The organism is Variovorax sp. GW821-FHT10C12 (genome assembly GCF_059415405.1).
Genome location: NZ_JBWKNE010000012.1, coordinates 63,793 through 89,758, shown reverse-complemented (window position 1 = coordinate 89,758; position 25,966 = coordinate 63,793). Strand labels below are relative to the sequence as shown.

Below are 25,966 nucleotides of genomic sequence, written 5' to 3'. Positions count from 1 at the left end.
TTTGTACAGCCGTTCAATACGCCCCCATGAACGCTCGCACACCGACGGCCCGCAAACGCAGCGCCTCTCGAGGCCCAGGCCCCTCAGGCGCCCCGACCGTCGCGCCCGAGCCCGCGCGGCCCGACCGCCGCCAGGCGATCCTGCTGGCGGCCGAGAAGCTCTTCGCGCAGCACGGCTACCACGCCGTGACGATCCGCCAGATCGCCGAGGAAGCCGGCGTGCCGCTCGCGCTCGTGGGCTACTACTTCGGCCCGAAGCACGAGCTGTTCCACGCGATCTTCGAACACTGGAGCCACACCATCGAGGAGCGGCTCGCGCGCCTGGCGGCCGTGACCATCGACCCCGACGACGCGCGCACGCTGCCGCGCATCATCGAAGCCTTCACTGCGCCCGTGCTGGCGCTGCGCGCGAGCACCGAGGGCGAGTACTACGCACTGCTGGTGGCGCGCGAGCTGTACCACGCCACCGAGGAAGCCGACCGCGTGCTGCGCGGCTACTTCGATCCGCTGGCCGAGGCCTACATCGACGCGCTGCACGTGGCGCTGCCGCACGTTTCGCGCAGCCAGGTCGCGTGGGGCTACCAGTTCGCGCTGGGCGCGCTGCTGCACCACCTGAACGACAGCCGCATCGAACGGCTCTCGCGCGGCGAGAACACGCGCGCCGACCCGGCCGTGGCGCCGATGCTCGTGAACTTCATCGTCGGCGGGCTGCGCGCCGCGCTGCCGAAACCGAAAGCGGCCGCCAAGGCCCCCGCCGCCAAGTCCTCACGCACGAAAAAGACCATCCCCAGGAGACCCCAGCCATGATGAAAAGACGCACCCTGCTGTCGGCGCTCGCGGCCGCATCGGCCACCGCCTCGTTGCCTTCGCGCGCACAACAGGCGCACCCGAAGATCGTGTTCGGCTACACGGCGGTGACCGACTTCGCCTCGGTCTTCGTGGCGGCCGAAGAGGGCTACTTCAAGAAGCGCAGCCTCGACGTGGAGCTGAAGTTCATTCCGCTGAACTCCACCATCCCGGCCGCGCTGCAGTCCGACTCGCTGCAGATCGGCGGGCCCACGCCCTCGGTGTTCCTGCAGGCGGTGGACGGCGGGCTCGACCTCGTGCTGGTGGCCGGCGGCGGCCTCACCTCGAAGACGATCACGGGCTTCGGCCTCGTGGCGCGCGCGGGCTCGGGCATCAAGAGCGCGCAAGACTGCGTGGGCAAGAAGATCGGCGTGCCGGGGCTCGGTGCCTTCCTGCACGTGACCTTTCGCGCGTGGCTGAAGGACAGCGGCGTCGACTACCGCAAGGTCAACTTCATCGAGGCCGCGTTCCCGCAGCATGCCGACCTGCTGCGCGGCGGCTCGGTCGACGCGGTGGTGTCCGCCGACCCGTTCATGAGCCGCATCACCGAGAGCGGCGCGGGCTACGTGGCCTCGTACTACTCGACCTTCCTGCCCGAGAACAACCAGACCATCGTGCACGCGGCCAAGCGCGAGTGGGTGGCGAAGAACCCCGCCACCGCGCGCGCCTTCCGCGAGGCGCTGGTCGAGGCCGGCGCCTTCATCCAGCAGCCGAAGAACGACGCCAAGGTGCGCACGGCCATCGGCAAGTACATCAAGCTGCCGCCCGAGGTGCTGGCCAAGGTGCAGGTCTCGCCGCCCGGCCCCGTGGTCACCGACAAGCAGCTGGGCTACTGGACCGGGCTCATGAAGGAGCAGGACATGCTCAAGACGAACATCGACGTTGCGAAGCTGATCGCCAAGTGAGCGCGGCCGCCGATTCCTTTTTGCGCTTCGACAGTGTCACCATCCGCCTCGGCGGGCGCGAGATCCTGTCGCCCACGTCCTTCGACGTGGCGCGCGGCGAGTTCGTGTGCATCGTCGGCCCGAGCGGCTGCGGCAAGACCACGCTGCTGCGCGCGGCCAGCGGCCTTGTCACGGCCAGTGCCGGCGAGGTGCGGCGCAAGGGCGTGCCGATGACGGCGCCCTCGCGCGAAGTGGCCTTCGTGTTCCAGGACTACGGCCGCGCGCTGCTGCCGTGGCGCACGGTCGAGGGCAATGTGAGCCTGGCGCTCGAAGCGGCCGGCGTGCCCGCCGCCGAGCGCGCGCCGCGCATTGCCGACGTGCTCGGCAAGGTCGGGCTTGCGAAGCACGCGCACAAGTTTCCGGTGCAGTTGTCGGGCGGCATGCAGCAGCGCGCGCAGATTGCGCGCTGCCTCGCGCAGAAGCCCGAGCTGATGATGATGGACGAGCCCTTCGGCGCGCTCGACGCGCTCACGCGCCAGAGCCTGCAGGACGAGCTCGCGCGGCTGGTGCGCGACGACGGGCTCACGGTGCTGTTCGTCACGCACGACCTGGAAGAAGCCATCTACCTCGGCGACCGCGTGATCGCGCTGCAGGCCAACCCCGGACCGGGGCGGCCGAGCCTGGCGCGGATGATCGACGTGAAGATTCCGCGCCCGCGCGACCAGCTCACAACGAAGGAGCATCCGGACTACCTGCAGTTGCGGCGTGAGCTGTTCGCTTTCATCGAGCAGGGCCATGACTGAAGGCCGCCTCTTTCGCTGGTTGCGGCCGTGGGTGTTTCCCGCGGTGCTGGTCGGCGCCTTCGAGTGGTACGCGCGACGTGCGGCGGCGTTGGGCAGCGATGCGCTCGCACCGCCGAGCGCGGCGGCCAAGGCCTTCGTCGGCGCGGCCATGGACGGCTCGCTCTGGCAGGCCACGGGCTTCACGCTCGGCACGGCCGCGCTCGGCCTGCTGCTGGGTGCGGTGCTCGGCATTGCATTCGGGCTGGTGCTCGGGCTCTCGCGCCGCGCGGCGCAGCTGGGCGCCGTGTCCATCGAGGTGCTGCGCCCCGTGCCTTCGGTCGCGCTGATCCCGCTCGCGATGCTGGGCTTCGGTTTCGGCGTGCGCATGGAAGTGGCCATCGTCGCCTTCGCCACCTTCTGGCCGCTGCTGGTGCTGGTGCAGTCGGCGGTGCAGCAGATCGAGCCCCGGCTGCTCGAGGTGAGCCGCGTGCTCGGGCTGTCGGCGCGCGAACGCGCCTTCAAGATCGTGCTGCCGGCCATCGTGCCTCGCCTGTTCGTCGCGCTGCGCCTCGGTGTGGCAGTGGCGCTGGTGGTGGCCGTGACGGTCGAGATCGCCGCCAATCCGCACGGCATGGGCTACGCGATGATGATCGCGCAGCAGAGCTTCGACCCCGCGCTGATGCTCGCGTGGCTGGGCTGGATCGGCGTGGTGGGCTTCGCGGTCAACGCGGGCATGGTGCGCCTGCAGGCCTGGGTCGCACGCCGCATGGGGGTGCAGCCATGAACCACCGCAACGGCCGACTGGGTCTGGGGTGGCTCGGCTCGGTGGGCGTGCTGCTCGCACTGGTCGCGCTGTGGTGGGTGGCGAGCAACGCGGGCTGGGTCAGCCGCGTGTTCCTGCCAACGCCGCAAGCCACCTTCGCGAGCCTGCTCGAAGGGCTCAATCTCTCTGCGGGTAACGATGGCAACGGCGAACTGCTCGCCTTCACGCAAGCCACGGTCGGCCGCATGGTCGAAGGCTGGCTGCTCGCATCGCTGTTCGGCGTGCTGCTGGGCGCGGCCATCGGCGTGTCGCCCGCCGTGCGCGCATGGGTGCAGCCGACGCTGGAGTTCATCCGCCCGCTGCCCGCCTCGGCGCTGCTGCCGCTGGCCATTTCGATCTTCGGGCTGAACCCCGGGATGGTGCTGTTCGTGGTCGCCTTCGGCGCGATGTGGCCGGTGCTGCTGGCCACGGTGCACGGCTTCGCGGCGGTGGAGCCGCGCCTGTCGGAGGTGGCACGCTGCCTGCAGATGTCGCGCGCGGCGTACATCTGGAAGATGGGCCTGCCCAATGCCATGCCCGACATCCTGGCCGGCATGCGGCTGGCGCTGACCATCGCGCTGATCGTCGCGGTGGTGGGCGAAATGATCGCCTCGCAAAGCGGCCTGGGCCAGGCCATCCTGCTGGCGGCGCGCGCCTTCCGCGCCAGCGATCTGTTCGCCGGCATCGTGCTGCTCGGGCTCATCGGCTTCGTGAGCAACGCGCTGCTGGCCTTTGCCGAAAAGCGCCTGCTGCTTTGGCAGCAGCCCTGACCGATTCGATCGATTCCTTCAAAACCTACACCCCACAAGGAGCCTCGCCATGCCACGCAAGTTCGTCGACCTGTCGATCTTTCTCGAAAACGACGTGCTGTCCGATCCGCCGGCCTTCGCGCCGAAGATCCAGTACTTCACGCACGACAACACCTTCGAGCAGATCGAGCCCTTCTTTCCCGGCCTGAAGAAGGAAGACCTGCCCGACGGCGAAGGCTGGGCCGTGGAGTTGGTGCAGCTGTCCACGCACAACGGCACGCACCTCGACGCGCCCTATCACTTCCACTCGACCATGGACAAGGCGCTGGGCGAGAAGAAGCCCGCCATCGCCATCCACGACGTGCCGCTCGAGTGGTGCTTCCAGCCTGGCGTGAAGCTCGACTTTCGCCACTTCGCCGACGGCTACGTGGTCACAGCCGCCGACGTCGAGGCCGAGCTCAAACGCATCAACCACACGCTGAGCCCGCTGGAGATCGTGGTGGTCAACACGCGCGCCGGCTCGCGCTACGGCAACCCCGACTACGTGTCGGCCGGCGCGGGCATGGGCTACGAAGCCACCATGTATCTGCTGGAGCGCGGCGTGCGTCTCACGGGCACCGACGCGTGGAGCTGGGACGCGCCCTTCGTGCACACCGCCAAGAAGTACGGCGAGACACACGACGCTTCGCTGATCTGGGAAGGCCACAAGGCCGGGCGCGACATCGGCTACTGCCACATCGAAAAGCTGCACAACCTCGAGGTGCTGCCGCCCACGGGCTTCTTCATCAGCTGCTTCCCGCACAAGATCCGCGGCGCCTCGGCGGGCTGGACGCGCGCGGTGGCGATCTTCGACGACGCGCTGATGGCGTCGGTGTGAACATGATCGAACTCAACCACACACACGACGTTGGCGCCCGCAGCTGGGTCGCATCCGCCAACGTCGCGGGCAGCGACTTTCCGATCCAGAACCTGCCGTATGCGATGTTCCGCCGCACCGGCAGCCCCGAGCCGTTTCGCGGCGGCGTGGCCATCGGCGACCAGGTGCTCGACCTCGCGGCGCTGGCCGCGGGCTCGCACGTCGACGGCCTGGCGCTCGATGCGGCGCGCGCGGCCGCCCTGCCCGCGCTGAACGATTTCTTCGCGCTCGGCCCGCCCGCTTGGCAGGCGCTGCGCCATGCGGTCTTCGCGCTGCTGCACAGCGATGCGCCCGCCGCGACAGTGAACGACCTGCGCGGCTGCCTCGTGCCGCAGGCCGAGGTCGAATACACCGTGCCCGCGCGCATCGGCGACTACACCGACTTCTACACCTCGATCGACCACGCGCTGAACATCAGCCGCCTGATGAACCCCGACGGCGACGTCACGCCCAACTTCCGCTGGGTGCCGACCGCGTACCACGGGCGCGTGTCGACCATCGGCGCGAGCGGCCAGCGCTTTCACCGGCCGATGGGCCAGGCCATGGCGCCCGGCGCGAAGGCGCCGACCTACCAGGCCTGCGCGCGGCTCGACTACGAGCTGGAGCTGGGCGTGTGGATCGGCCAGGGCAATGCGCAGGGCGAGGCGATTCCGCTCGCGCGCGCGGAAGACCACATCTTCGGACTCTGCCTGCTCAACGACTGGTCGGCGCGCGACATCCAGTTCTGGGAAATGGCGCCGCTCGGGCCCTTCCTCGCGAAGAACTTCGCCACCACGATCTCGCCGTGGATCGTGACGATGGAAGCACTCGCGCCCTACCGCCAGGCGTGGACGCGGCCCGCGAACGAGCCCCAACCGCTGGCCTACCTGGAGAGCAGCGCGAACCGCGAAGGCGGCGCGCTCGACATCCGGCTCGAGGTGTGGCTCGAAAGCGAAAAGGCGCGCGCGCAGAAGACCGGGCCATCGCGCCTGTCGGGCACGAGCTTCCGGCACCAGTACTGGAGCATTGCGCAGATGGTGGCGCACCACACGGTGGGCGGCTGCAGCCTGAACCCGGGCGACCTGTTCGGCAGCGGCACCATCTCGGGCCCCGGCGAGGGCGAGGCCGGCGCGATCATCGAGCTGACGCGCGCGGCCCAAACCCCGGTGACGCTGGCCAACGGCGAGACGCGCGGTTTCCTGGAAGACGGGGATGCGGTGTTGCTGCGCGGCTGGTGCGAGAAGCCCGGCCATGCGCGCATCGGTTTCGGCGAGAGCCGGGGGACCGTGCTGCCGGCGCGAGGTTGAAAGCGACGCACCAATGAAACAGGCCACCTGGTGAGGTGGCCTTTTCATGCGATTTGGAGCGGGAAAAGAGTCTCGAACTCTCGACCTCAACCTTGGCAAGGTTGCGCTCTACCAACTGAGCTATTCCCGCGTGAGCCTCAGATTATAGGGTGGTTTGAGGCGGTTTGCCATCCTCCCCCGAAAAAATTTGAAATCAGGCGCCGAACACCAGCGCGCGGTGCATCGACACCCCGGCGAACAGCCCGTCGGCCGAGGCCAGCGTGGCGTTGGAAAAAGCCATCGCCACATCGCCCGCCGCGTACACACCGGACACCGTGGTCGTCTTCATCGCATCGACGCGCAGCACCGGGCCCGTGGGGCCGTCGTCGAACGCGCAGCCCAGTTGCACGGCCAGCGGACTGGTCGGCCGCGTGTGCGGCGCCACGAACAGCGCCTCGATCGGCACGCGCCGCCCGTCGTCCAGGCGCACGGCCGCGAGGTCCGTCCCCTGCCCTTCGAGGCCGGCGATGCGCCCGGGCTCCACGGCCACGCCGCGTAATTGCAGCCGGGCGCGTGCCTCGGCATCCGGCCCTGCGTCGCCATTCAGGAAGAGCGTGGTCGGGCCCCACTCGGCGATCAGCAGCGCGTGGTCCGGCGGGTGCGCACTGTGAAAGAGCACGCCCAGCGGACGGTCGCCGAACTCGTAGCCGTGGCAATAAGGACAGTGCAGCACGCTTTGGCCCCAGCGCTCGCCGAGCCCCGCGATGTCCGGCAAGCCGTCCTGCACGCCGAAGGCCAGCAGCAGCTTGCGCGTCGACAACTGTTCCCCGCTGTTCAACGAGACCGTGAAGCCCTCTGCGCCATCGGCCGCTGCCGCAGTCACCGTGCCGTCGACGAAGGTGACCGACGGATAGGCGAGCAGCTTGTCGCGCGCATCGGCAATCATCTGCAGCGGCGGCATGCCGTCCTGCCCGAAGAAGCCGTGCGAGGCCGCGGCGAAGCGGTTGCGCGGCGCGCCCGCGTCGACCACGCAGACCTTCCTACGTGCACGCGCCAGTTGCATGGCAGCAGAGAGGCCGGCAAAGCTGCCGCCCACGATGAGTGCGTCATGGCGCATGTGCGATGTCCTTCGCTGTGAAGCCGCCGCCCGTCATGCGGCGATGAAAGTCTTTGGAGAGATCGGCCAGCGTGATCCCGTTGAGCCTCCGCAGCAGCAACGCCTCGGCCTCCTGGCAGGCGCCGTCGAGCGCCGCGTTCACCGCCTGCTCGACGATGCAGCCCGGGCTCTCGGTGCGGTTGCCCATGGCCAGCAGCGCAGGCGCGCCGACGGCGTTGTGGATGTCGCCCAGCGTCACCGAACTCAACGAGCACGACAGCACCCAGCCGCCCCCATGGCCCTTGGCCGAGCTGACGAAGCCGGCCTGCCGCAGCCCCGCCATGAGCCGGCGCACGACCACGGGGTTGGTCTGCATCGCCGCGGCGAGCGCTTCGGAGGTGATGGGGGCGTTCAGCTCGGCCATGTGCAGCAACACGTGGAGCACGCCGGAAAGCTTGCTGTCTCTTTTCATGCAACATTATGAGTTGCATGTTTTCGATGACACGGCGCATCGCGCCAAGAAACCCCGGATCGGGCGGGGATTTGCAAACGCCGCCCTAACGCACGAGCCCCCGATTCCGCCGACGGCCGATTCCCACAGCGTCGGGCGAACGCGCCGCACATGGCGACAACCTGCCGGCCCGTCATGGTTGCCCCCGAATCGATCGAACCCCGGTCGGTTCTGCAAACCGTGACTCAGCAACGAAAGGAACTGTCACTCATGACTACACATGCAACCAACCGCATCTTCATCGGCGCCATGCTGGCGGGCCTGCTGGCCCTCGGCGGGACGGCCCAGGCGCAAGGCGTCGGGGTCGGCGTGGGGGTCAACGCCGATGTGAAGGCCTCGGGCAGCACCGGCGCGACGCCACAAGGCGGCGCCGCAGGCGCACGCACGCAGACCGGTGCGTCGGCCGATGCCAACGCGGACACCTCCACCTCCGGCGCGACCGGCGGCGTGGGCAATGCCGTCGGTGGCGTGCTCGGCACGGCCACGGGTGCGGTCGGCGGTGCCACCGGCGCCGTGGGCGGCGCGACGCAAGCTGTCGGCGGTGTGACCAACACCGTAGGCAGCACCGTGAACAGCGCGACCGGTGCCGCTGGCGCCGTGGGCGGCGCCGTGAAACCGGCCACGGCCGGTGCCAAGGCGAGCGGCAAGGCGCAGGGCTCGGGCGCGGTCGACTTGCACAAGAAGTAAGTCGCACCCCGCATCGCTGCAGCGGCCGGACGCGGCGGCTGCAGCGCATCGCTCCGCAAGAAGAATCAAGCCCGCAGCGCCAAAGCGTTGCGGGCTTGTGTCGTTCAAAGGTCGGGGGCGGGCAGCTTGAAGAGGCTGGTGACTTCGGTGTCGAGCACCACCAGCGCGCGCTGGTTGAACAGCCGCCAGCGCCAGCGCAGGATGCCGAGCGTGGGGCGCTTTTCGGAGCGGCGCACCTCGATCACATCGGCTACGAGCCGCAGCGCATCGCCGGGGCGCACGGGGTTCGGCCAGCGCACGTGCTCGAGCCCGGGCGACGCGAACGATTCAGAACCGGCCAGCGCCGCCTCGACCACCAGCCGCATCGCGATGGAGCAGGTGTGCCAGCCGCTCGCGATGAGCCCGCCGAAGGGGCTGTCGGCGGCCGCCTCGGCGTCGGTGTGGAACCACTGCGGATCGTAGGCCCGCGCGAACTGCACGAGTTCGGCTTCGGTGAGCACATAAGGCCCGGCCTCGATGACCTGGCCTGCGTGGAAGTCGGCGAACTGCATCCGCCGCAGCTTAGTACGTTTCGAGGTGCAGACGGCCTTCGCGCTTCAGTGCAGCGCCCACCGTGTCCCAATCGAGCCCCGCTTCTTTCGCCACGTCGCGCAGCGCAAGCACCACGCCCTCTTCCATGCTCTTGAGGCCGCACACGTAGAAATGGCTGGCGCCGTCTTTCAGCAGCGCGGCCAGGTCGGCGGCGCGTTCGCGCATCAGGTCCTGCACGTAGCGCTTGGGCTGGCCCGGCGTGCGCGAGAACGCGAAGTTGATGTCGATGAAGTCTTTGGGCAGCGATTGCAGCGGGCCGAAGTACGGCAACTCCTGCTGCGTGCGCGCGCCGAAGAACAGCATGAGCTTGCCGCCTTCGAACTTGCCGCTCTTGCGCAGGCGCCGGCGCCATTCGGTCATGGCGCGCATGGGCGCGCTGCCGGTGCCGGTGCAGATCATCACGATGTGCGACTTGGGGTGGTTCGGCATCAGGAACGAGGCGCCGAAGGGCCCCACCACCTGCACCGTGTCGCCCACCTTGAGGTCGCACACGTAGTTGGAGCACACGCCGCGCACCGGGTCGCCTTCGTGGTCCTCGGTGACGCGCTTCACGGTGAGCGAGACGTTGTTGTAGCCGGGCCGCTCGCCGTTGCGCGGGCTGGCCACCGAGTACTGGCGCGCATGGTGGCGCTTGCCGATGGCATCGACGCCCGGCGGCACGATGCCGATCGACTGGCCTTCGAGCACCGGGAACGGCACCACGCCGAAGTCGAGCACGATGTGGTGGGTTTCGCTGTCGAAGCCGGCCTCGGTGCAGTTGAAGTTGCCCACCACGGTGGCGGTGGTCGGCGTCTTCGGCGGAAAGAGGTTGGTGTAGGCGTGCGCGGCCGACCAGGGCGGCACGCTGGCGCCGTACTGCGCGGAGTTGAAGGCGGGCTCGGTGCCCTGCACGGCGGCCTGGGCCTGCGTCTGTGCAGGCACTTCCGCGGCCTCGGCGGCAGCGCCGGACACGCCCGCCGCCTCGAGTTCTTCGGGCGAGAGCTCGGCGGGCAGTTCTTCCCACGTGAGCTGCTCTTCGATGGTGTACGCGCGCACCAGCGGCATGGTGCGCCAGTTGTCGATCGAGCCCGTGGGGCACGGCGAGATGCAGGCCATGCAGCCATTGCAGACGTCCGCACGAACGACGTAGTTGTTGTCGTCGTGCGTGATCGCATTCACGGGGCAGGTCGCCTCGCAGGTGTTGCAGCGGATGCAGATCTCGGGGTCGATCAGGTGCTGCTTGATGACCCCGGCTTCAACGACCATGTCCATGTTGTTCTCCATGCCCTCGCCGTGGGGACGAGGGCTTCATATCCAGACGCTCAGCCGAAACGCACGTACTCGAAATCCACCGGCTGGCGGTTGATGCCCATCACCGGCGGCGAGATCCAGCCTGCGAACTTGCCCGGCTCGATCACGCGGCCCATCAACGATGCCACGAAAGCGAAGTCTTCGGAACTCGGCAGCCATTCGTCGCGCTTGGCGGCCCATTCGATGTCGTTCACCACGCGGCCCTCGGGCGACATCTTGATGCCGGCGAGTGCGCCGATCTGGCGGTTGAAGGCCTTGTGCGGCACGACCAGGCGGGTGGGAATGCCGGCCTTCTCGAGCACCTTGTTCCAGCGGCCGACGCCGGCCACGGAGTCCTTGATGAAGTCGTCGCGCAGCACTTCGTTCAGGGCGTTGAGCATCGGCACGTCCTTCTCGACGAGCTGACCGTCCTTGACCTCGAGCACCTTGTAGGTCTGGCCCTTGAGCACGTGGTCGTCGTCGCGCTTGCCTTCTTCGTAGCGGCCCTTCAGGCCCGAGCTGTAGAAGATGGCGGCGTTGCTCGACTGGTCGGCGCCGAACAGGTCGATGGTCACCGAGTAGTGGAAGTTCAGGTAGCGCTGGATGGTGCCCAGGTCGATGCAGCCGGCCGCGCGGATCTTCTGCGCGTCGTCGGTCTTGAGCTCGTTCATCACCTGCGCGGTGCGTGCGATGACGCGCGACACGCCGCTCTCGCCCACGAACATGTGGTGCGCCTCTTCGGTCAGCATGAACTTCGTGGTGCGCGCCAGCGGGTCGAACGCGCTCTCGGCCAGCGCGGCCAGCTGGAACTTGCCGTCGCGGTCGGTGAAGTAGGTGAACATGAAGAACGCGAGCCAGTCGGGCGTCTTCTCGTTGAAGGCGCCCAGGATGCGCGGGTTGTTGGCGTCGCCCGAGGTGCGCTGCAGCAGCGCGTCGGCCTCTTCGCGGCCGTCGCGGCCGAAGTGCTTCTGCAGCAGGTAGACCATGGCCCACAGGTGGCGGCCTTCTTCGACGTTGATCTGGAACAGGTTGCGCAGGTCGTACATGCTGGGCGCCGTGAGGCCCAGGTGGCGCTGCTGCTCGACCGACGCGGGCTCGGTGTCGCCCTGCGTGACGATGATGCGGCGCAGGTTGGCGCGGTGTTCGCCGGGCACGTCCTGCCAGACCTTCTCGCCCTTGTGGTCGCCGAAGTGCACTTCGCGGTTGGCGTCGCCCGGGTTCAGGAAGATGCCCCAGCGGTAGTCGCGCATCTTCACGTGGCCGAACTGCGCCCAGCCTTGCGGGTCGACGCTCACGGCGGTACGCAGGTACACCTCGTGGTTGGTCGAGCCCTCGGGGCCCACGTCGTCCCACCAGTTGATGAAGTTGGGCTGCCAGCCTTCGAGCGCGCGCTGCAGCGTGCGGTCTTCGCCGAGGTTGACGTTGTTGGGGATCTTCTCGCTGTAGTTGATCGTGCTCATCGTTGTTCCTTGGGTTGTGCGGACTGCTCTGTGCTCAAACGCGGTTCAGGTCGAAGCCGGCTTTCTGGCCGGTGCCGTAGACCTTCAAGGCGCCCTTTTCGCCGACGGCGTTGGGGCGGTTGAAGATCCAGTTCTGCCAGGCCGTGAGGCGGCCGAAGATGCGGGTGGCCATGTTCTCCTTGCTTGCGAAGCGCAGGTTGGCTTCGAGGCCGGTGAGCGCGTCGGGCGACATGGCGGCGCGCTCTTCGATGGCGATGCGGATCTCGTCGTCCCAGTCGATGTCGTCGGGTGCGGCGGTGACGAGGCCGAGCTTCACGGCTTCGTCGGCGTCGAGCGCCTGGCCGGCGGCGGCGCGCGCGGCTTCGAGCGGTGCGGCCTCTTCATAGAAGCGGCGCTGCAGGCGGCTCTGGTCGTTCACCATCGGGAAGAAGCCGAAGTTGAATTCGTTGAGCGTGAGCTTGGGTGCGCGCGCGGCGTCGTCGGGCAGCGCGAGCATGTAGGTGCGGTCGGCCGCGAAGGCCAGCTCGGCCAGCGTGCCGGCGAAGCACGAGCCGGCCTCGACCAGCGCGAACAGGCTGCGCGACGACACATCCAGGCGCGCCAGCGTGCGGCGCAGCGCGCCGATGGTTTCGCGCACCAGCCAGTGGTCCTTGTTGGCGAACATCACGGCGTCGGAGGCGAGCACGGCGGCGGCGTCGCCTTCGGTCTTGAGCAGCCAGGTGCCGACGTCGAGTTCGTTGGTGCGCAGGTTGAGGATGGCGTCGTCGAGCTCGCGGCACACGGCCAGCGGCCACCAGGCGGCACCGGCGGCTTCGATGGCGGCGATGTCGGCCGGTTGCGCGCCGGTGGGCGCCTTCACGGTGATCGTTGCGGTGCGCTTGCTGCGGTCGATCTGCACATTGACGTTGGCATACGCGATGCCGTCGGCGCTGTCGGTGCGTTCGACGCGGGTCAGGGCGACGCCCTTGGCGCCGGCGGGGCGGTCGCTGCCGGCGGCGAGTTGGGTGGCGCGTTCCTGCACGGCGGCGGGGAACTGCGCGGGCTTGGCCACGGCATCGACCAGGCGCCAGTCGACCGCGCGCTGGCCGCGCACGCCTTCGACGCTGGTGCAGAAGATGTCGGCGAGGTCGTGGCGCACATGGCGCTTGTCGGTCACGCGGGTGAGGCCGCCGGTGCCAGGCAGCACGCCGAGCAGGGGCACTTCGGGCAGCGAGACGGAAGAAGAGCGGTCGTCGACCAGCAGGATTTCGTCGCAGGCCAGTGCCAGTTCGTAGCCGCCGCCGGCGCAGGCGCCGTTCACGGCCGCGAGGAACTTCAGGCCCGAGTGCTTCGAGGTGTCTTCCATGCCGTTGCGCGTCTCGTTGGTGAACTTGCAGAAGTTCACCTTCCAGGCGTGGCTGGAAACGCCGAGCATGAAGATGTTGGCGCCGGAGCAGAAGATGCGGTCCTTGCCGCTGGTGACGATCACGCTGCGCACTTCGGGGTGCTCGAAGCGGATGCGGTTGAGCGCGTCGTTCAGCTCGATGTCCACGCCCAGGTCGTAGCTGTTGAGCTTGAGCTTGTAGCCGGGGCGGATGCCGCCGTCTTCCGCGATGTCGAGCGTGAGGCGCGCAATGGCGCCGTCGAAGCTCAGCGACCAGTGGCGGTACTGGGCGGGTTCGATGCGGTAGTCGACGCGCTGGGGCGCCTGGAGCGTGGTGTCGGTCATGCGGAAGTCTCCTGTGGGGCTGTGTTCAGAAAACCGTGAACAGGAATAATAATGCACTTCCTTGTTCCGATGACATGCATCATGCTGCATGCAAACAGGCAAGTCAATGCCTGTTGTGCTTTTTTTCAGATTTCAGGATCGGGCAGGGCTTGTGCGGGGCGCGCGACGGATCAGGGGGTGTGCGCAGGACACCGGGTACTTCCCTCCGCGAATGTCCCCCGGGCTTCGCCCTCCTCCTTGATTTCGCTGCGGGAAGCACCCAGTGCCCTGCGCACGGGGCACGCGGTCGGGTCACGGCCGATCAACCACCGCACTGCCCAACGCTCACGCCGATGGGGTGCCTTGCGCAGCGAAATTAAGGAGGAGGCCGCAGGCCGGGGGACATTCGCGGAGCAAGGTACCCCGTCGGCGGGAGCGTCGCCCTGAACAGCGAACGCCCCAACGCCAGCAGCAAGAAACTCAGGCCAGCCCCATCGACTGCCGAGCAACCGCGCGCAAGGCCTGGAAGCTCTGCGGCAACGTCTTCCCACTGGTATCGACCGACAGATCGGCCTTCGAATAGAAAGCGGCGCGCCCGTTCAGGATGCGGCGCAGGTCTTCCATGGCCTCCTTGCTGGCGGCCATCGGGCGGGTATCGCCCTGCGCGGCCACGCGGCCCATGTGCTCCTCGGGCGCGGCCTGCAGCCACACGGTGGTGCAGTGCGCGAGCAGCTCGTTGAAGGTGGCCGGGTCGGACACGATGCCGCCGGGCGTGGCAATGACCACCTCGCTGTAGATCTGCACCGCCTCTTCCAGCGCGCGGCGCTCGTAGCGGCGGTAGGCGTTGGTGCCGTACAGGTCGTGGATTTCGCGCACGCTGCAGCCCGCGAGCTTCTCGATCTCGCGGCTCAGCTCGATGAACGGAATCTCCAGGTCCTCGGCCAGCATCTGCCCCAGCGTCGACTTGCCCGCGCCGCGCAGCCCCACGAGCGCGATGCGCCGGTGGCGCGCCGGGTCGACCGAGGCCGTGCCCAGCATCTCGCCGAGCGCCACGCGCACGCGGCGCAGGTCGGCCTCGCTGCGGTGCTCCAGCAGTTCGCGGATCAGCAGCCACTCGGGCGAGCTGGTCGTCACGTCGCCCACCAGCTCGGCCAGCGAGCAGTGCAACGCCCCGGCCACCTGTTGCAGCACCAGGATCGATGCGTTGCCGATGCCGTATTCCAGGTTCGCCAGGTGGCGTTCCGATACGTCGGCCGACAGGGCCACCGCCTTGCGCGTGAGGCCGCGCTGCGCGCGCAGGTTGCGCACGCGGTCGCCCAGTGCCACCAGCAGCGGGTTCTTGGCCTCCCCGGCCACGGCGGCGCCGTGGTTGCCGGTGCCGCCCTCGGGCGCGGTGGCCAGCACCGCGTCTACATGCTCGTTCATGCCATTCCTCGTTCTTCGCCGGGATTGTGCGCGCTCAGGGTAAACACCATAGATGCACTATATTGCTTGACACCTGTTGTCTCGCTGCTTATTGTTCGATCACACGCAAGATACTGCACACGCAGACTTCCTGCAAGAAGACGATAGTTCATCCGTTCGAGGCCCACGATGTCCGACACCCCCACGCCCGCCACCGGCAAGGCGGCATTTCACCAGCTGATCGCCGACCTGACCGCCGAGATCGCCGGCCAGCCGCTGGACGCCACGCTCGACCAGTGGCTCAACGCCACCCACGGCGCCGGCAGCGCCCGTTTTGCGCAACTGCGCCAGGCCTGCATCGGCGGCGTCGCCGAAGGCTGGCTGTGCGATCGCGAAGGCGGCGGCATCAAGTACGGCCGCGTCTTCAAGGCCGAAGACGCGCTGCACCGCTTCTCGGTCGACGTGGTCGACATGCAGGACCTCGCCGGCCCGCACCACGCGCACCCCAACGGCGAAATCGACCTGATCATGCCGCTGGACGACACCCCCGCCGCCACCTTCGACGGCCGGCCCGTGGGCTGGTGCGTCTACGGGCCCGGCACCGCACACCGCCCGACCGTGGCCCAGGGCCGCGCGCTCGTCCTGTACCTCCTGCCCGAAGGGCAGATCAAGTTCACTCCATGACCGACCTTCTCGCCAACCACGTCGCCGGCCGCTGGCAAAGCGGCACGGGCGCCGGCACGCCCCTGTTCGACCCGGTGCTCGGCACCGAACTCGCGCGCGTCGACGCCACCGGCCTCGACCTGCCCGAAGCCTTTGCCTTTGCGCGTGAGCAAGGCGGCCGCGCGCTGCGCGCCCTCACCTACCGCCAGCGCGCCGGCCTGCTCGCCGCGCTCGTGAAGGTGCTGCAGGCCAACCGCGACGCGTACTACGAGATCGCCACCGCGAACTGCGGCACGGTGAAGAACGACTCGGCCGTCGACATCGACGGCGCGATCTTCACGCTCGGCCAGTACGCCAAGTGGGGCGATGCGCTCGGCGACGTGCGCGCGCTGCGCGACGGCGAGGCCGTGAAGCTCGGCAAGGAGCCCGTGTTCCAGTCGCAGCACCTGCAGGTGCCGACGCACGGCGTGGCGCTGTTCATCAACGCCTTCAACTTCCCGTCGTGGGGCCTGTGGGAAAAGGCCGCGCCCGCGCTGCTGTCGGGCGTGCCCGTGATCGTCAAGCCCGCCACGGCCACCGCCTGGCTCACGCAGCGCATGGTGAAGGACGTCGTCGATGCGGGCGTGCTGCCGGCCGGCGCGCTGTCGGTCATCTGCGGCAGCTCGGCCGGCCTGATGGACCAGCTGCAGCCCTTCGACGTGGTCTCGTTCACCGGCTCGGCCGAGACGGCCGCCGTGATCCGTTCGCACCCGGCCGTGGCCGAGCGCTCGGTGCGCGTGAACATCGAGGCCGACAGCCTCAACAGCGCCCTGCTGCTGCCCGGCGCCGCGCCCGGCAGCGAGGCCTTCAACCTGCTCGTGCGCGAAGTGGTGCGCGAGATGACGGTCAAGTCCGGCCAGAAGTGCACCGCCATCCGCCGCATCCTGGTGCCGGCCGAGGTGTACGACGCCGCCGCCGAAGCCATCGGCGCGAAGCTCGCGGGCGTCACGGTCGGCAACCCGCGCAACGAGAGCGTGCGCATGGGCTCGCTCGTGAGCCGCGCGCAACTGAACGCGGTGCGCGACGGCCTCGACGCGCTGGCCGCGCAGACCACCGTGCTGCACGACGGCCGCAACAAGCCCCTCATCGACGCCGACCCGGCCGTGGCCGCCTGCATCGGCCCCGTGCTGCTGGGCGCGCGCGACGCCGATGCGGCGCAGCGCGTGCACGACGTGGAGGTGTTCGGCCCGGTCGCCACGCTGCTGCCCTACAACGACCTGGCGCACGGCATCGCGCTCGCGCACCGGGGCCAGGGCTCGCTCGTCACCTCGCTGTACGGCAGCGACGATGCAGCGCTCGCCCAGGCCGCGCTGTCGGTCGCGCCGAGCCACGGCCGCGTGCACGTCATCACGCCCGAGGTGGCGCAGGCCCACACCGGCCACGGCAACGTGATGCCGATGTCGCTGCACGGCGGCCCCGGCCGCGCGGGCGGCGGCGCCGAACTGGGCGGCCTGCGCGCGCTCGATTTCTATCACCGCAGGAGCGCGGTGCAGGCGAGCCCCGGCGTGCTCGCCGCGCTCGGCCTCTAGCGCCACGCACAGGCCCCAAGGAGACACACGATGAACAGCAGCCTGCCCGCACGATTCAACTTTGCCGAACACCTGTTCGCCCTCAACCGCGGCCGCGCCGAACGCACCGCCTACATCGACGACCGCGGCACGCTGGGCTACGGCCAGCTCGAAGACCGCGCGCGCCGCCTGGCCGCCGCGCTGAAGGCCGCGGGCATCCGCCGCGAAGAGCGCGTGCTGCTGCTCATGCTCGACGGCAACGACTGGCCCGTGAGCTTCCTGGGGTGCCTGTACGCGGGCATCGTGCCCGTGGCCGTGAACACGCTGCTCACGCCCGACGACTACGCCTACATGCTCGACCACAGCCGCGCGCAGGCGGTGCTGGTGTCGGGTGCGCTGCTGCCGACCTTGCAAGATGCGATGGCGCGCGGCGGCCATGAAGTGCAGACGCTGTTCGTGTCGCAACCGACGGGCGCGCTGCCCGAAGGCGCGCAAGAGTTCGAGGCCGCGCTCGCCGCCGCCGAGCCCCTGCCCGCCCCCGCGCCCACCGCGTCGGACGACCCGGGCTTCTGGCTCTATTCCTCCGGCTCCACCGGCAAGCCCAAGGGCACGGTGCACACGCACGCCAACCTGTGGTGGACCGCCGAGCTCTACGGCAAGCCCGTGCTCGGCCTCACAGAAGGCGACGTGTGCTTCTCGGCCGCCAAGATGTACTTCGCGTACGGCCTGGGCAATGCGTTGACCTTCCCGCTGTCGGTGGGCGCCACCGTCGTGCTGATGGCCGAGCGCCCCACGCCCGACGCCACCTTCCGCCGCTGGACCGAACACAAGCCCACGGTGTTCTTCGGCGCGCCCACGGGCTTCGCTGGCATGCTCGCCTCGCCCAAGCTGCCGGCGCGCGATGCGGTCGCACTGCGCATGTGCTCGTCGGCCGGCGAGGCGCTGCCCGGCGAGATCGCGCAGCGCTTCAAGGCGCACTTCGGCTGCGAGATCATCGACGGCATCGGCTCGACCGAGATGCTGCACATCTTCATCTCCAACCGCCCCGGCGACGTGCGCTACGGCACCACGGGCAAGCCGGTGGACGGCTACGAGGTCGAGCTGCGCGGCGAAGACGGCCGCCCCGTGCCCGACGGCGAGGTGGGCGACCTGTACATCCGCGGCCCGAGCTCGGCACTGATGTACTGGTGCAACCGCGAGAAATCGCGCGACACCTTCCAGGGCGGCTGGACCAAGAGCGGCGACAAGTACACGCGCGACGCCGACGGCTACTTCACCTATGCGGGCCGCAGCGACGACATGCTCAAGGTCAGCGGCATCTACGTCTCGCCCTTCGAGGTCGAGGCCACGCTGATGCAGCACCCGGCCGTGCTCGAGGCCGCCGTCATCGGCAAGGACGACGCCGACGGGCTCACGAAGACCAAGGCCTTCGTCGTGCTGAAAGATGGCGCCGCCGCCACCGAGGACGAGCTCAAGGCCTTCGTGAAGGAGCGCCTGGCGCCCTACAAGTACCCGCGCTTCCTGGAGTTCGTGAGCGAGCTGCCGAAGACGGCCACCGGCAAGATCCAGCGCTTCCGGCTGCGCGAACGCGAGAAGCAGGCATGAGCACGCCGACGGTTGCCACCGACTTCGCCACCATCGACTGGCGCGGGCGCACCGTGCGCATCGAGTGCCGGTGGATCGCCCCCGAGCGCGGCGCCGACACCCCGCTCATCGTGTTCCTGCACGAGGGCCTGGGCTCCGTCGCGATGTGGAAGGACTTCCCCGCCCAGGTCTGCGAAGCCGCCGGCGCGCGCGGCCTCGTGTTCTCGCGCCCCGGCTACGGCCGCTCCACGCCGCGCGCCGACGACGAAATCTGGGACGTCGACTTCATGCACCGCCAGGCGCACGAGGTGCTGCCCGCGCTGTTCGCCGCGCTGAAGCTCGGCGACGAAAAACCCTGGCTCTTCGGCCACAGCGACGGCGGCTCGATCTCGCTGCTGTATGCCTCGCGCTTTTCCGACAAGGTAGCGGGCCTCGTGGTGCTCGCGCCGCACATCTTCGTGGAGGACAAGACCGTCGCGAACATCGAGATCGCACGCGACGCCTACCGCACGAGCGACCTGCCCGCCAGGCTCGGCCGCTACCACGACAGCGCCGACTCGGCCTTCTGGGGCTGGAACCGCATCTGGCTGCACCCGCCCTTTCGCGACTGGAACATCGAGGCCGAGCTGGCCACGATCCGCTGCCCCGTGCTCGCGGTGCAGGGCATCGACGACGAGTACGGCACGCTCGCGCAGATCCGCGACATCGCACCGCGCGTCGGTGGGATTTGCGAGCTGCTCGAAATCCCTGAATGCGGGCATTCCCCGCATCGCGATCAGCCGGATCGTGTCATCGTCGCGACCGCTTCTTTCATCACCAACAACAGGAGACAGACACCATGACGAACCTTCGCACCGCGCGCCTGGCGCTCACGGCCATCGCCCTCGCCGCCCTGGCCTCCGCGGCCGGCGCACAGGGCACGGCAAAGCTCAAGGTCGGCCTCATGCTGCCCTACAGCGGTACCTACACCGCCCTGGGCGTGGCCATTGAAAACGGCTTCAAGCTCTACGTGGAACAGCAGGGCGGCAAGCTCGCCGGCCGCGAGATCGAATACTTCAAGGTCGACGACGAGTCCGACCCGGCCAAGGCCACCGACAACGTCAACAAGCTCATCAAGCGCGACAACGTCGACGTGATCGTCGGCACCGTGCACTCGGGCGTGGCCATGGCCATGGCCAAGGCCGCCAAGGAAAGCGGCACCGTGCTCATCGTGCCGAACGCCGGCGCCGACGCGGTGACGGGCCCGATGTGCGCGCCCAACATCTTCCGCAGCTCGTTCAGCAACTGGCAGCCGGCTTTCGCCATGGGCGAGGTGGCGGCCAAGCAGCAGGGCAAGAAGAAGGTCATGACCATCACCTGGAAGTACGCGGCCGGCGAAGAGTCGGTCAACGGCTTCAAGGAAGGCTTCGAGAAGAACGGCGGCAAGGTCGACAAGCAGCTCACCCTGCCCTTCCCCAACGTGGAGTTCCAGGCGCTGCTGACCGAGATCGCGGCGGCCAAGCCCGATGCGGTCTACGCCTTCTTCGCGGGCGGCGGCGCGGTGAAGTTCGTCAAGGACTACCAGGCCGCCGGCCTGAACAAGACCATCCCGCTGTACGGCCCCGGCTTCCTGACCGACGGCACGCTCGACGCGCAGGGCGAATCGGCGCAAGGCATGCTCACCACGCTGCACTACGCCGACGGCCTGAACACCCCGCGCGACAACGCCTTCCGCGTGGCGTACGCCAAGTCGTTCAAGCTGCAGCCCGACGTGTACGCGGTGCAGGGCTACGACGCCGCGCAGATGCTGGGCGTGGGCCTGAATGCCACCAAGGGCGACATCTCGAAGAAGGCCGAGTTCACGGGCGCGATCGAGAAGGCGAAGATCGACAGCCCTCGCGGCACCTTCACGGTGAGCAAGTCGCACAACCCGGTGCAGGACATCTACCTGCGCAAGGTCGAGGGCAAGGAAAACAAGCTGGTGAGCACGGCCATCAAGGGCCTGTCCGATCCGGCACGCGGCTGCCGGATGTAAGCAGGGCCACGGGCCTTCGGTTCTCTCTCGTTCCCTCGCGGCCCTGACCGGGTTCAGGGCCGCGAGCCGCCTTGCGGCAACCACACTCAACTGGGATCACACGGTGGATTTCGGAACCTTCTTGGTGCAGTGCCTGAACTCCGTTCAGTACGGCCTGCTGCTCTTTCTCGTGGCTTCGGGGCTGACGCTGATCTTCGGGATCATGGGCGTCATCAACCTCGCCCACGGGAGCTTCTACATGATCGGCGCCTACATGGCGTTCTCGCTGGCGCCGCTGTTCGGCGACCAGTTCCTGCTGATGCTGGTGGCCGGCGTGGTGCTGGCCGCGATCTTCGGCTACGTGCTGGAGTGGGCCTTCTTCAGCTACCTCTACCAGCGCGACCACCTGCAGCAGGTGCTCATGACCTACGGGCTCATCCTGGTGTTCGAGGAGCTGCGCTCCATCTTCGTGGGCAACGACGTGCACGGCGTGAAGGTGCCCGCCTGGCTGGACGGCAGCTTCGCGCTGGGCAATGTCATGAGCTACCCGTGGTATCGCCTGTTTGCCTCGGCCGCCTGCATCGTGCTGGCCGTGGGCCTGTACTACGTGGTGAACCGCACGCGCCTGGGCATGATGATCCGCGCCGGCGCCAGCAACCGCGACATGGTGCGCGGCCTGGGCATCGACGTGAAGCGGCTGTACCGCATCGTGTTCGCGGCCGGCGTGGCGCTGGCGGCACTGGCCGGCATGATCGCCGCGCCGATGTCCTCGGTGTACCCGAACATGGGCGCCAGCGTGCTCATCATCTGCTTCGTGCTGGTGGTGATCGGCGGCATCGGCTCGATCACCGGGGCGCTCGTCGCCTCGCTGCTGGTGGGTTTTGTCGACACCTTCGGCAAGGTGTTCTTCGCCGACCTGGCGGGCATCGGCATCTACCTGCTGATGGCCATCGTGCTGATCTGGAAGCCCGAAGGCTTGATGGGGAGGCGGCCATGAGCCCGGTGGTTGCATCCGCACCGTCGTCGCCGCGGCGCGGTGCCTTCGTCGTGCCCGTGCTGTGCGCCATCGCGCTCGCCGTGGCCGGCCCGCTGCTGGGCAACTACGCGTCGGACTTCATCGTCAAGGTGATGATCCTGTCGATCTTCGCGCTCAGCCTGGAGCTGCTGGTGGGCATGACCGGCCTCGTGAGCCTGGGCCATGCGGCCTTCTACGGCATCGGCGCGTACGTCACCGTGCTGGCCTCGGGCAACGAGGGCGGCAACTTTGCGCTGCTGCTGGTGCTGTCGATGGGCGCGGCGGCGCTGTATGCGCTGTTCGTGGGCGCGCTGAGCCTGCGCACGCGCGGCGTGTACTTCATCATGGTCACGCTGGCCTTTGCGCAGATGGCCTTCTTCGTGTTCCACGACACCAAGGTCGGCGGCGGCAGCGACGGCATCTACCTGTACGTGCGCCCGGCCCTCGGCGCGCTCGACATGGAGAACCGCACGGTGCTGTTCTACGTGGTGCTGGCGGCGCTGGTGTTCACCTACGGCCTGCTGGCGCTCATCCGCCGCTCGCGCTTCGGCGCCGCGCTCGCGGGCATCCGCGTGAACGAGCAGCGCATGCGCGCGGCGGGTTTCGCGGTGTACGGCTACAAGCTCGCGGCCTTCGTGCTCGCGGGCGCGCTGGCCGGGCTCGCGGGCTTTCTGCTGGCCTCGCGCGACGGCGTGGTCAACCCCGAGCTGATGGCCTGGCACAACTCCGGCGAGGTGCTGCTGATGGTGATCCTGGGCGGCCTCGGCCACCTGCGCGGCGCGGTGATCGGCGCCGTGGCCTTCACGCTGCTCAAGGAAATCTTCTCCACCCACGCCGTGATGGGCCCGCTGGCCGACCACTGGCAGCTCACGCTGGGCATTGCGATCATCGTGTTCGTGGCGCTGCTGCCCAAAGGCCTGATCGGCCTGGTGCAGCGCCTGTCGCCGAAGGGAGGCGCATGACCACCGCACTGCTGTCCGTCGACAAACTCACGCGCCGCTTCGGCGGCCTCACGGCCGTCAACGCCGTCACGCTCGACCTGCACATCGGCGAGGTGCATGCGGTGATCGGCACCAACGGCGCCGGCAAGTCGACGCTCATCAACATGCTCTCGGGCGAGATCGAGGCCTCCGAGGGCCGCATCGCCCTGGACGGCGTCGACATCACCGCGCGCGCGCAATCGCGCCGCGCCCGCGACGGCGTGGGCCGCAGCTACCAGCGCACCACCATCTTCCCGGAGTTCACGGTGCACGAGAACTGCCGCCTCGCCGCGCAGGCCGCCACGGCGAAGCCCTGGGCGATCTGGCAGTCGTCGCAGCGCTGCGCCACCAGCAACGCCTCGGCCGACGCCGCGCTCGAGGCCGCCGGCCTCGCGGCCGAAGCCCGGCGCGTCGCCGGCACGCTGAGCCACGGCGCGCAGCGCCAGCTCGAAGTGGCGATGTGCCTGGCCACCCACCCGCGCGTGCTGCTGCTGGACGAACCGCTCGCCGGCATGGGCGCGGAAGAGACCGACCGCATGCTCACGCTGCTCGCGCGGCTGAAGGCCACGCACGCCATCCTGCTGGTGGAGCACGACATGGACGCCGTGTTCCGCATCGCCGACCGCATCACGGTGATGGTGAACGGCACCGTCATCGCGACCGGCGACCCGACGTCGATCCGCGAGAACCCCGAAGTGCGCACGGCCTACCTCGGCGAGGAGCAACACTGATGCTGATCGTTCGCGACCTCAACACCTACTACGGCAACAGCCACATCCTGCGCGGCGTGCACGCCGGCATTCCCGCGGCGACCTCCGTCGGCCTGCTCGGGCGCAACGGCATGGGCAAGACCACGCTCATCCGCACGATCATGGGCTACGTGCGCCCGGCCTCCGGCGAGGTGCAGGTCGACGGCCGCACCGTCACCGGCCTGCCGCCCGAGAAGATGGCGCGCCTGGGCATCGGCTACGTGCCCGAGGGGCGCGGCATCTTTCCGAACCTGTCGGTGCGCGAGAACCTCGTGATGAGCGAACGCGCCGGCGTCGACGGCCAACGCGCCTGGACCTTCGACCGCGTGATGGCCACCTTCCCGCGCCTGTCGGAACGGCTCTCGCACGGCGGCCAGCAGCTGTCGGGCGGCGAGCAGCAGATGCTCTCCATCGGCCGCGCGCTCATGACCAACCCGCGCCTCTTGATCCTCGACGAAGCCACCGAAGGCCTCGCGCCACTGATCGTGGCCGAGATCTGGCGCGTGATCAGCGAGATCCGCGCCACCGGCATCGCCACGCTGATCGTCGACCGCGACTACCGCAAGGTGCTCGCGCACACGGACCTGGCGGTGGTGATGGAGAAGGGGCAGATCGTGCGGCATGGGGCGTCGGCGGATCTGCTGGCCGAGCCGACGGTGCTGGAGGAATTGCTGGGCGTGTGAGCATGCGTGGCGGGCGTCACCCGGTCCGCTGCGCCATCAGGAAATCGATGAACACCCGCATGCGCAGCGGCACGTGGCGCCCGTCCGGGTACAGCAGCGTGTAGGGCCGCGAACGGCCCGCGAAGGGCTTCAGCACCTCGACGAGCGAGCCGTCCGCCAGCTCCTTCTCCACGACGAAGCGGTAGGTCTGGAACAACCCGGCGCCGCTTTTCGCGAGCGTGACGCCGCCAAGCACGTCGTCGGAACAGCTGTAGGCGCTGTCCGCGAAGACTTCGCGGTCCTTGCCGTTCTCCTTGAAGAGCCACGAAATGCGGCGGCCACTGCTGGGCAGCTCGAACTGGATGCACTCGTGCGCGGCGAGGTCGTCCAGCGTGCGCGGCGTGCCGGCCCTCCGCAGGTATTTGCGCGTGGCGACCACGACCAGGTCCGCATCCTCGAGGTGCCGCGCAATCAGCGTGGAGTCGGGCTGGGCCCGCACGCGCACGGCCATGTCGTAGCCCTCTTCCACGAAATCGATGTTGCGGTTGCTCAGGTGCACGTGCAGCCGGATGTCGGGAAAGCGTTCGCGAAACGCCGGCAGCAAGGGCAGGATGCGGTGGTGGCCGTAGGTGGTCGGCACGCTGATGCGCAGCATGCCCGAAGGCAGCACCTGCTGGCCCATCACCTCGCGCTCGGCCTCGGCGAGCTGCGCCAGCGCCTGTCGGCACTGTGCAAAGTAGGAGCGGCCCGCGTCGGTGAGCCGCACGCTGCGCGTGGTGCGCACGAAAAGCCGCAATCCCAGCCGCTTCTCGAGCCGGGAGATCGATCGGCTCACGGCCGCCGGCGTCACACCAGCCGCGAGTGCCGCCGAGGTGAAGCCGCCGCTCTCCGCAGCGAGGCAGAACAACTCGATGCTGCCCAGAAGGATGTCGCCGAACTGCCGCTGCATGGATTGATTACCTTGTGTATCAGGTGAAGTGCGAGTCTAGTGATTTATCTATCGATGCGTCATCAATACAGTTCTCCCCACGTCATCAACTTCCTTGGAGAACCGACATGCAGGACGACACATCCCCCACCGTGGTCATCACCGGCGCCTCGAGCGGCATCGGCCTGGGCCTTGCGCAGGCGTACCTCGCGCGCGGCTTCAACGTGGTCGCGAATGCGCGCACCGAAGAGCGGCTCGCAGCCGCCGCGAAGCAGCTCGGCAATCCGGCGCGTCTTCTCGGCGTCGCGGGCGACATCGGCCGCCGCGACACGGCGCAGCAGCTCGTCGACCGCGCCGTGGCGCGCTTCGGTCAGGTCGACGTGCTCGTCAACAACGCGGGCATCTTCAACGCGAAGCCTTTCGTCGACTACACCGAAGACGACCTCGAGCAAATGGTGGCCACCAACCTCAAGGGCTTCGTCTACGCCTCGCAGGCCGCGGCAAAGCACATGGTTGCGCGCCGCCAGGGACACATCGTCAACATCACGGCGAGCATCGCGCTGCAGCCGAACCAGCAGGTGCCGGCTGTGTTGCCGGTGCTGATCAAGGGCGGCATCAATGCCGCGACGCGCGCGCTGGCGCTCGAACTCGCACCGCACAACGTCAAGGTGAATGCGGTGGCACCCGGCATCGTGGACACGCCGCTGTACACGCCCGAGCAGCACGGCTTCCTCAACGGCCTGGCGCCCGCCGGCCGCATCGCGACCGTGCAGGAGATCGCCGATGCGGTGCTCTACCTCACGAGCGCCGATTTCACGACCGGCGTGGTGCTGCCCGTGGATGGCGGCATGAGCACCGGCAAGTGGTAATCACCTCAGTCATTCACCCAAGGAGCAC

General features: G+C 68.6%; 26 protein-coding genes and 1 tRNA gene. 18 read left to right on the top strand and 9 right to left on the bottom strand.

Annotation, left to right across the window (positions count from 1 at the left end; genetic code table 11):
- The first annotated feature begins 26 nt into the window (after nucleotides 1–26).
- Genes AC07OH_RS30345 through fahA form a run of 7 tightly spaced genes read left to right on the top strand, consistent with a single transcriptional unit; the run spans nucleotide 27 to nucleotide 6,264 of the window.
- Complete coding sequence (locus AC07OH_RS30345) at nucleotides 27–806, top strand: TetR/AcrR family transcriptional regulator (protein WP_495303159.1); 780 nt, start codon at nucleotides 27–29, stop codon at nucleotides 804–806.
- Nucleotides 803–1,750: an ABC transporter substrate-binding protein gene (locus AC07OH_RS30340; protein ID WP_139703483.1), complete on the top strand. Its 948-nt coding sequence runs from the start codon at nucleotides 803–805 to the stop codon at nucleotides 1,748–1,750. Before AC07OH_RS30345 ends, AC07OH_RS30340 begins: the two co-directional genes overlap by 4 nt.
- Nucleotides 1,747–2,532 carry an ABC transporter ATP-binding protein gene (locus AC07OH_RS30335; protein WP_495303158.1) on the top strand — a complete coding sequence of 262 codons (786 nt, stop codon included), beginning with the start codon at nucleotides 1,747–1,749 and terminating at the stop codon, nucleotides 2,530–2,532. The genes AC07OH_RS30340 and AC07OH_RS30335 overlap by 4 nt, the downstream gene beginning before the upstream one ends.
- A complete protein-coding gene (locus AC07OH_RS30330; RefSeq protein WP_495303157.1) occupies nucleotides 2,525–3,295 on the top strand; it encodes an ABC transporter permease in 771 nt (256 codons plus the stop codon). The genes AC07OH_RS30335 and AC07OH_RS30330 overlap by 8 nt, the downstream gene beginning before the upstream one ends.
- Entirely contained in the window at nucleotides 3,292–4,083 is a 792-nt protein-coding gene (locus tag AC07OH_RS30325; protein WP_495303156.1) for an ABC transporter permease, read from the top strand. Before AC07OH_RS30330 ends, AC07OH_RS30325 begins: the two co-directional genes overlap by 4 nt.
- A gap of 49 nt (nucleotides 4,084–4,132) precedes the next feature.
- Nucleotides 4,133–4,939, top strand: coding sequence for a cyclase family protein (locus AC07OH_RS30320; RefSeq protein ID WP_062470343.1), 807 nt, complete (start codon nucleotides 4,133–4,135; stop codon nucleotides 4,937–4,939).
- Nucleotides 4,940–4,941: 2 nt separating this feature from the next.
- Nucleotides 4,942–6,264: a fumarylacetoacetase gene (gene fahA, locus AC07OH_RS30315; RefSeq protein WP_495303155.1), complete on the top strand. Its 1,323-nt coding sequence runs from the start codon at nucleotides 4,942–4,944 to the stop codon at nucleotides 6,262–6,264.
- Nucleotides 6,265–6,318: 54 nt separating this feature from the next.
- Here fahA and AC07OH_RS30310 read toward each other — a convergent pair.
- From AC07OH_RS30310 to AC07OH_RS30300, 3 genes are all read right to left on the bottom strand, one after another.
- Nucleotides 6,319–6,394, bottom strand: a tRNA-Gly gene (locus AC07OH_RS30310).
- A 63-nt stretch (nucleotides 6,395–6,457) separates the two neighbouring features.
- The gene (locus AC07OH_RS30305; RefSeq protein ID WP_495303154.1) at nucleotides 6,458–7,360 is read right to left on the bottom strand and encodes an NAD(P)/FAD-dependent oxidoreductase; all 903 of its coding nucleotides are present in this window, start codon (nucleotides 7,358–7,360) and stop codon (nucleotides 6,458–6,460) included.
- Nucleotides 7,350–7,811, bottom strand: a complete 462-nt coding sequence (locus tag AC07OH_RS30300) for an RrF2 family transcriptional regulator (protein WP_495303153.1) — start codon at nucleotides 7,809–7,811, stop codon at nucleotides 7,350–7,352. The genes AC07OH_RS30305 and AC07OH_RS30300 overlap by 11 nt, the downstream gene beginning before the upstream one ends.
- A 249-nt stretch (nucleotides 7,812–8,060) precedes the next feature.
- Here AC07OH_RS30300 and AC07OH_RS30295 point away from each other — a divergent pair, with 249 nt between their 5' ends.
- Entirely contained in the window at nucleotides 8,061–8,537 is a 477-nt protein-coding gene (locus tag AC07OH_RS30295) for an adhesin (RefSeq protein WP_159279020.1), read from the top strand.
- Nucleotides 8,538–8,641: 104 nt separating this feature from the next.
- On the opposite strand, the gene AC07OH_RS30290 is transcribed toward AC07OH_RS30295, so the two are convergent.
- The 5 genes from AC07OH_RS30290 to AC07OH_RS30270 all read right to left on the bottom strand — a co-directional run bounded on the left by AC07OH_RS30290 (nucleotide 8,642) and on the right by AC07OH_RS30270 (nucleotide 14,969).
- Entirely contained in the window at nucleotides 8,642–9,088 is a 447-nt protein-coding gene (locus tag AC07OH_RS30290; RefSeq protein ID WP_495303152.1) for a MaoC family dehydratase, read from the bottom strand.
- 10 nt (nucleotides 9,089–9,098) lie between these two features.
- Nucleotides 9,099–10,379, bottom strand: coding sequence for a benzoyl-CoA 2,3-epoxidase subunit BoxA (boxA, locus tag AC07OH_RS30285; RefSeq protein ID WP_070061454.1), 1,281 nt, complete (start codon nucleotides 10,377–10,379; stop codon nucleotides 9,099–9,101).
- A 50-nt stretch (nucleotides 10,380–10,429) separates the two neighbouring features.
- A complete protein-coding gene (gene boxB, locus AC07OH_RS30280; RefSeq protein ID WP_062470322.1) occupies nucleotides 10,430–11,857 on the bottom strand; it encodes a benzoyl-CoA 2,3-epoxidase subunit BoxB in 1,428 nt (475 codons plus the stop codon).
- Between the two features lie 34 nt (nucleotides 11,858–11,891).
- The gene (gene boxC, locus AC07OH_RS30275; RefSeq protein ID WP_062470320.1) at nucleotides 11,892–13,565 is read right to left on the bottom strand and encodes a 2,3-epoxybenzoyl-CoA dihydrolase; all 1,674 of its coding nucleotides are present in this window, start codon (nucleotides 13,563–13,565) and stop codon (nucleotides 11,892–11,894) included.
- Nucleotides 13,566–14,024: 459 nt separating this feature from the next.
- Nucleotides 14,025–14,969: a helix-turn-helix transcriptional regulator gene (locus AC07OH_RS30270; RefSeq protein ID WP_062470316.1), complete on the bottom strand. Its 945-nt coding sequence runs from the start codon at nucleotides 14,967–14,969 to the stop codon at nucleotides 14,025–14,027.
- Nucleotides 14,970–15,137: 168 nt separating this feature from the next.
- On the opposite strand from AC07OH_RS30270, the gene AC07OH_RS30265 reads away from it, so the two are divergent.
- The 9 genes from AC07OH_RS30265 to AC07OH_RS30225 all read left to right on the top strand — a co-directional run bounded on the left by AC07OH_RS30265 (nucleotide 15,138) and on the right by AC07OH_RS30225 (nucleotide 24,162).
- Nucleotides 15,138–15,632 (top strand): 4-hydroxylaminobenzoate lyase, encoded by a 495-nt coding sequence (locus AC07OH_RS30265; RefSeq protein WP_495303151.1) that lies wholly within the window; start codon nucleotides 15,138–15,140, stop codon nucleotides 15,630–15,632.
- The gene (locus AC07OH_RS30260) at nucleotides 15,629–17,179 is read left to right on the top strand and encodes a 3,4-dehydroadipyl-CoA semialdehyde dehydrogenase (RefSeq protein ID WP_495303150.1); all 1,551 of its coding nucleotides are present in this window, start codon (nucleotides 15,629–15,631) and stop codon (nucleotides 17,177–17,179) included. The genes AC07OH_RS30265 and AC07OH_RS30260 overlap by 4 nt, the downstream gene beginning before the upstream one ends.
- Nucleotides 17,180–17,209: 30 nt before the next feature.
- Nucleotides 17,210–18,763 carry a benzoate-CoA ligase family protein gene (locus AC07OH_RS30255; protein ID WP_495303149.1) on the top strand — a complete coding sequence of 518 codons (1,554 nt, stop codon included), beginning with the start codon at nucleotides 17,210–17,212 and terminating at the stop codon, nucleotides 18,761–18,763.
- The gene (locus AC07OH_RS30250) at nucleotides 18,760–19,584 is read left to right on the top strand and encodes an alpha/beta fold hydrolase (RefSeq protein ID WP_495303148.1); all 825 of its coding nucleotides are present in this window, start codon (nucleotides 18,760–18,762) and stop codon (nucleotides 19,582–19,584) included. Before AC07OH_RS30255 ends, AC07OH_RS30250 begins: the two co-directional genes overlap by 4 nt.
- A complete protein-coding gene (locus AC07OH_RS30245) occupies nucleotides 19,581–20,756 on the top strand; it encodes an ABC transporter substrate-binding protein (protein WP_139703460.1) in 1,176 nt (391 codons plus the stop codon). Before AC07OH_RS30250 ends, AC07OH_RS30245 begins: the two co-directional genes overlap by 4 nt.
- 103 nt (nucleotides 20,757–20,859) lie before the next feature.
- A complete protein-coding gene (locus AC07OH_RS30240; RefSeq protein ID WP_062470301.1) occupies nucleotides 20,860–21,732 on the top strand; it encodes a branched-chain amino acid ABC transporter permease in 873 nt (290 codons plus the stop codon).
- Nucleotides 21,729–22,712 (top strand): branched-chain amino acid ABC transporter permease, encoded by a 984-nt coding sequence (locus tag AC07OH_RS30235; protein ID WP_095948470.1) that lies wholly within the window; start codon nucleotides 21,729–21,731, stop codon nucleotides 22,710–22,712. Before AC07OH_RS30240 ends, AC07OH_RS30235 begins: the two co-directional genes overlap by 4 nt.
- Nucleotides 22,709–23,461, top strand: coding sequence for an ABC transporter ATP-binding protein (locus tag AC07OH_RS30230; protein ID WP_447739865.1), 753 nt, complete (start codon nucleotides 22,709–22,711; stop codon nucleotides 23,459–23,461). The genes AC07OH_RS30235 and AC07OH_RS30230 overlap by 4 nt, the downstream gene beginning before the upstream one ends.
- The gene (locus AC07OH_RS30225; protein WP_495303147.1) at nucleotides 23,461–24,162 is read left to right on the top strand and encodes an ABC transporter ATP-binding protein; all 702 of its coding nucleotides are present in this window, start codon (nucleotides 23,461–23,463) and stop codon (nucleotides 24,160–24,162) included. The genes AC07OH_RS30230 and AC07OH_RS30225 overlap by 1 nt, the downstream gene beginning before the upstream one ends.
- Nucleotides 24,163–24,178: 16 nt before the next feature.
- Here AC07OH_RS30225 and AC07OH_RS30220 read toward each other — a convergent pair whose 3' ends face one another.
- Nucleotides 24,179–25,090: a LysR family transcriptional regulator gene (locus tag AC07OH_RS30220; protein WP_495303146.1), complete on the bottom strand. Its 912-nt coding sequence runs from the start codon at nucleotides 25,088–25,090 to the stop codon at nucleotides 24,179–24,181.
- 107 nt (nucleotides 25,091–25,197) lie between these two features.
- Here AC07OH_RS30220 and AC07OH_RS30215 point away from each other — a divergent pair, with 107 nt between their 5' ends.
- The gene (locus AC07OH_RS30215; RefSeq protein WP_495303145.1) at nucleotides 25,198–25,938 is read left to right on the top strand and encodes an SDR family NAD(P)-dependent oxidoreductase; all 741 of its coding nucleotides are present in this window, start codon (nucleotides 25,198–25,200) and stop codon (nucleotides 25,936–25,938) included.
- Nucleotides 25,939–25,966: the final 28 nt, after the last annotated feature.

Coding starts and splice junctions, on each gene's coding strand:
- AC07OH_RS30215 (WP_495303145.1), top strand. CDS start 25,198: ATGCAGGACGACACATCCCCCACCGTGGTCATCACCGGCGCCTCGAGC.
- AC07OH_RS30230 (WP_447739865.1), top strand. CDS start 22,709: ATGACCACCGCACTGCTGTCCGTCGACAAACTCACGCGCCGCTTCGGC.
- AC07OH_RS30300 (WP_495303153.1), bottom strand. CDS start 7,811: ATGAAAAGAGACAGCAAGCTTTCCGGCGTGCTCCACGTGTTGCTGCAC.
- AC07OH_RS30255 (WP_495303149.1), top strand. CDS start 17,210: ATGAACAGCAGCCTGCCCGCACGATTCAACTTTGCCGAACACCTGTTC.
- fahA (WP_495303155.1), top strand. CDS start 4,942: ATGATCGAACTCAACCACACACACGACGTTGGCGCCCGCAGCTGGGTC.
- boxA (WP_070061454.1), bottom strand. CDS start 10,379: ATGGACATGGTCGTTGAAGCCGGGGTCATCAAGCAGCACCTGATCGAC.
- AC07OH_RS30330 (WP_495303157.1), top strand. CDS start 2,525: ATGACTGAAGGCCGCCTCTTTCGCTGGTTGCGGCCGTGGGTGTTTCCC.
- AC07OH_RS30235 (WP_095948470.1), top strand. CDS start 21,729: ATGAGCCCGGTGGTTGCATCCGCACCGTCGTCGCCGCGGCGCGGTGCC.
- AC07OH_RS30260 (WP_495303150.1), top strand. CDS start 15,629: ATGACCGACCTTCTCGCCAACCACGTCGCCGGCCGCTGGCAAAGCGGC.
- AC07OH_RS30305 (WP_495303154.1), bottom strand. CDS start 7,360: ATGCGCCATGACGCACTCATCGTGGGCGGCAGCTTTGCCGGCCTCTCT.
- AC07OH_RS30225 (WP_495303147.1), top strand. CDS start 23,461: ATGCTGATCGTTCGCGACCTCAACACCTACTACGGCAACAGCCACATC.
- AC07OH_RS30295 (WP_159279020.1), top strand. CDS start 8,061: ATGACTACACATGCAACCAACCGCATCTTCATCGGCGCCATGCTGGCG.
- AC07OH_RS30250 (WP_495303148.1), top strand. CDS start 18,760: ATGAGCACGCCGACGGTTGCCACCGACTTCGCCACCATCGACTGGCGC.
- boxB (WP_062470322.1), bottom strand. CDS start 11,857: ATGAGCACGATCAACTACAGCGAGAAGATCCCCAACAACGTCAACCTC.
- AC07OH_RS30345 (WP_495303159.1), top strand. CDS start 27: ATGAACGCTCGCACACCGACGGCCCGCAAACGCAGCGCCTCTCGAGGC.
- AC07OH_RS30270 (WP_062470316.1), bottom strand. CDS start 14,969: ATGAACGAGCATGTAGACGCGGTGCTGGCCACCGCGCCCGAGGGCGGC.
- AC07OH_RS30245 (WP_139703460.1), top strand. CDS start 19,581: ATGACGAACCTTCGCACCGCGCGCCTGGCGCTCACGGCCATCGCCCTC.
- AC07OH_RS30320 (WP_062470343.1), top strand. CDS start 4,133: ATGCCACGCAAGTTCGTCGACCTGTCGATCTTTCTCGAAAACGACGTG.
- AC07OH_RS30325 (WP_495303156.1), top strand. CDS start 3,292: ATGAACCACCGCAACGGCCGACTGGGTCTGGGGTGGCTCGGCTCGGTG.
- boxC (WP_062470320.1), bottom strand. CDS start 13,565: ATGACCGACACCACGCTCCAGGCGCCCCAGCGCGTCGACTACCGCATC.
- AC07OH_RS30290 (WP_495303152.1), bottom strand. CDS start 9,088: ATGCAGTTCGCCGACTTCCACGCAGGCCAGGTCATCGAGGCCGGGCCT.
- AC07OH_RS30265 (WP_495303151.1), top strand. CDS start 15,138: ATGTCCGACACCCCCACGCCCGCCACCGGCAAGGCGGCATTTCACCAG.
- AC07OH_RS30340 (WP_139703483.1), top strand. CDS start 803: ATGATGAAAAGACGCACCCTGCTGTCGGCGCTCGCGGCCGCATCGGCC.
- AC07OH_RS30220 (WP_495303146.1), bottom strand. CDS start 25,090: ATGCAGCGGCAGTTCGGCGACATCCTTCTGGGCAGCATCGAGTTGTTC.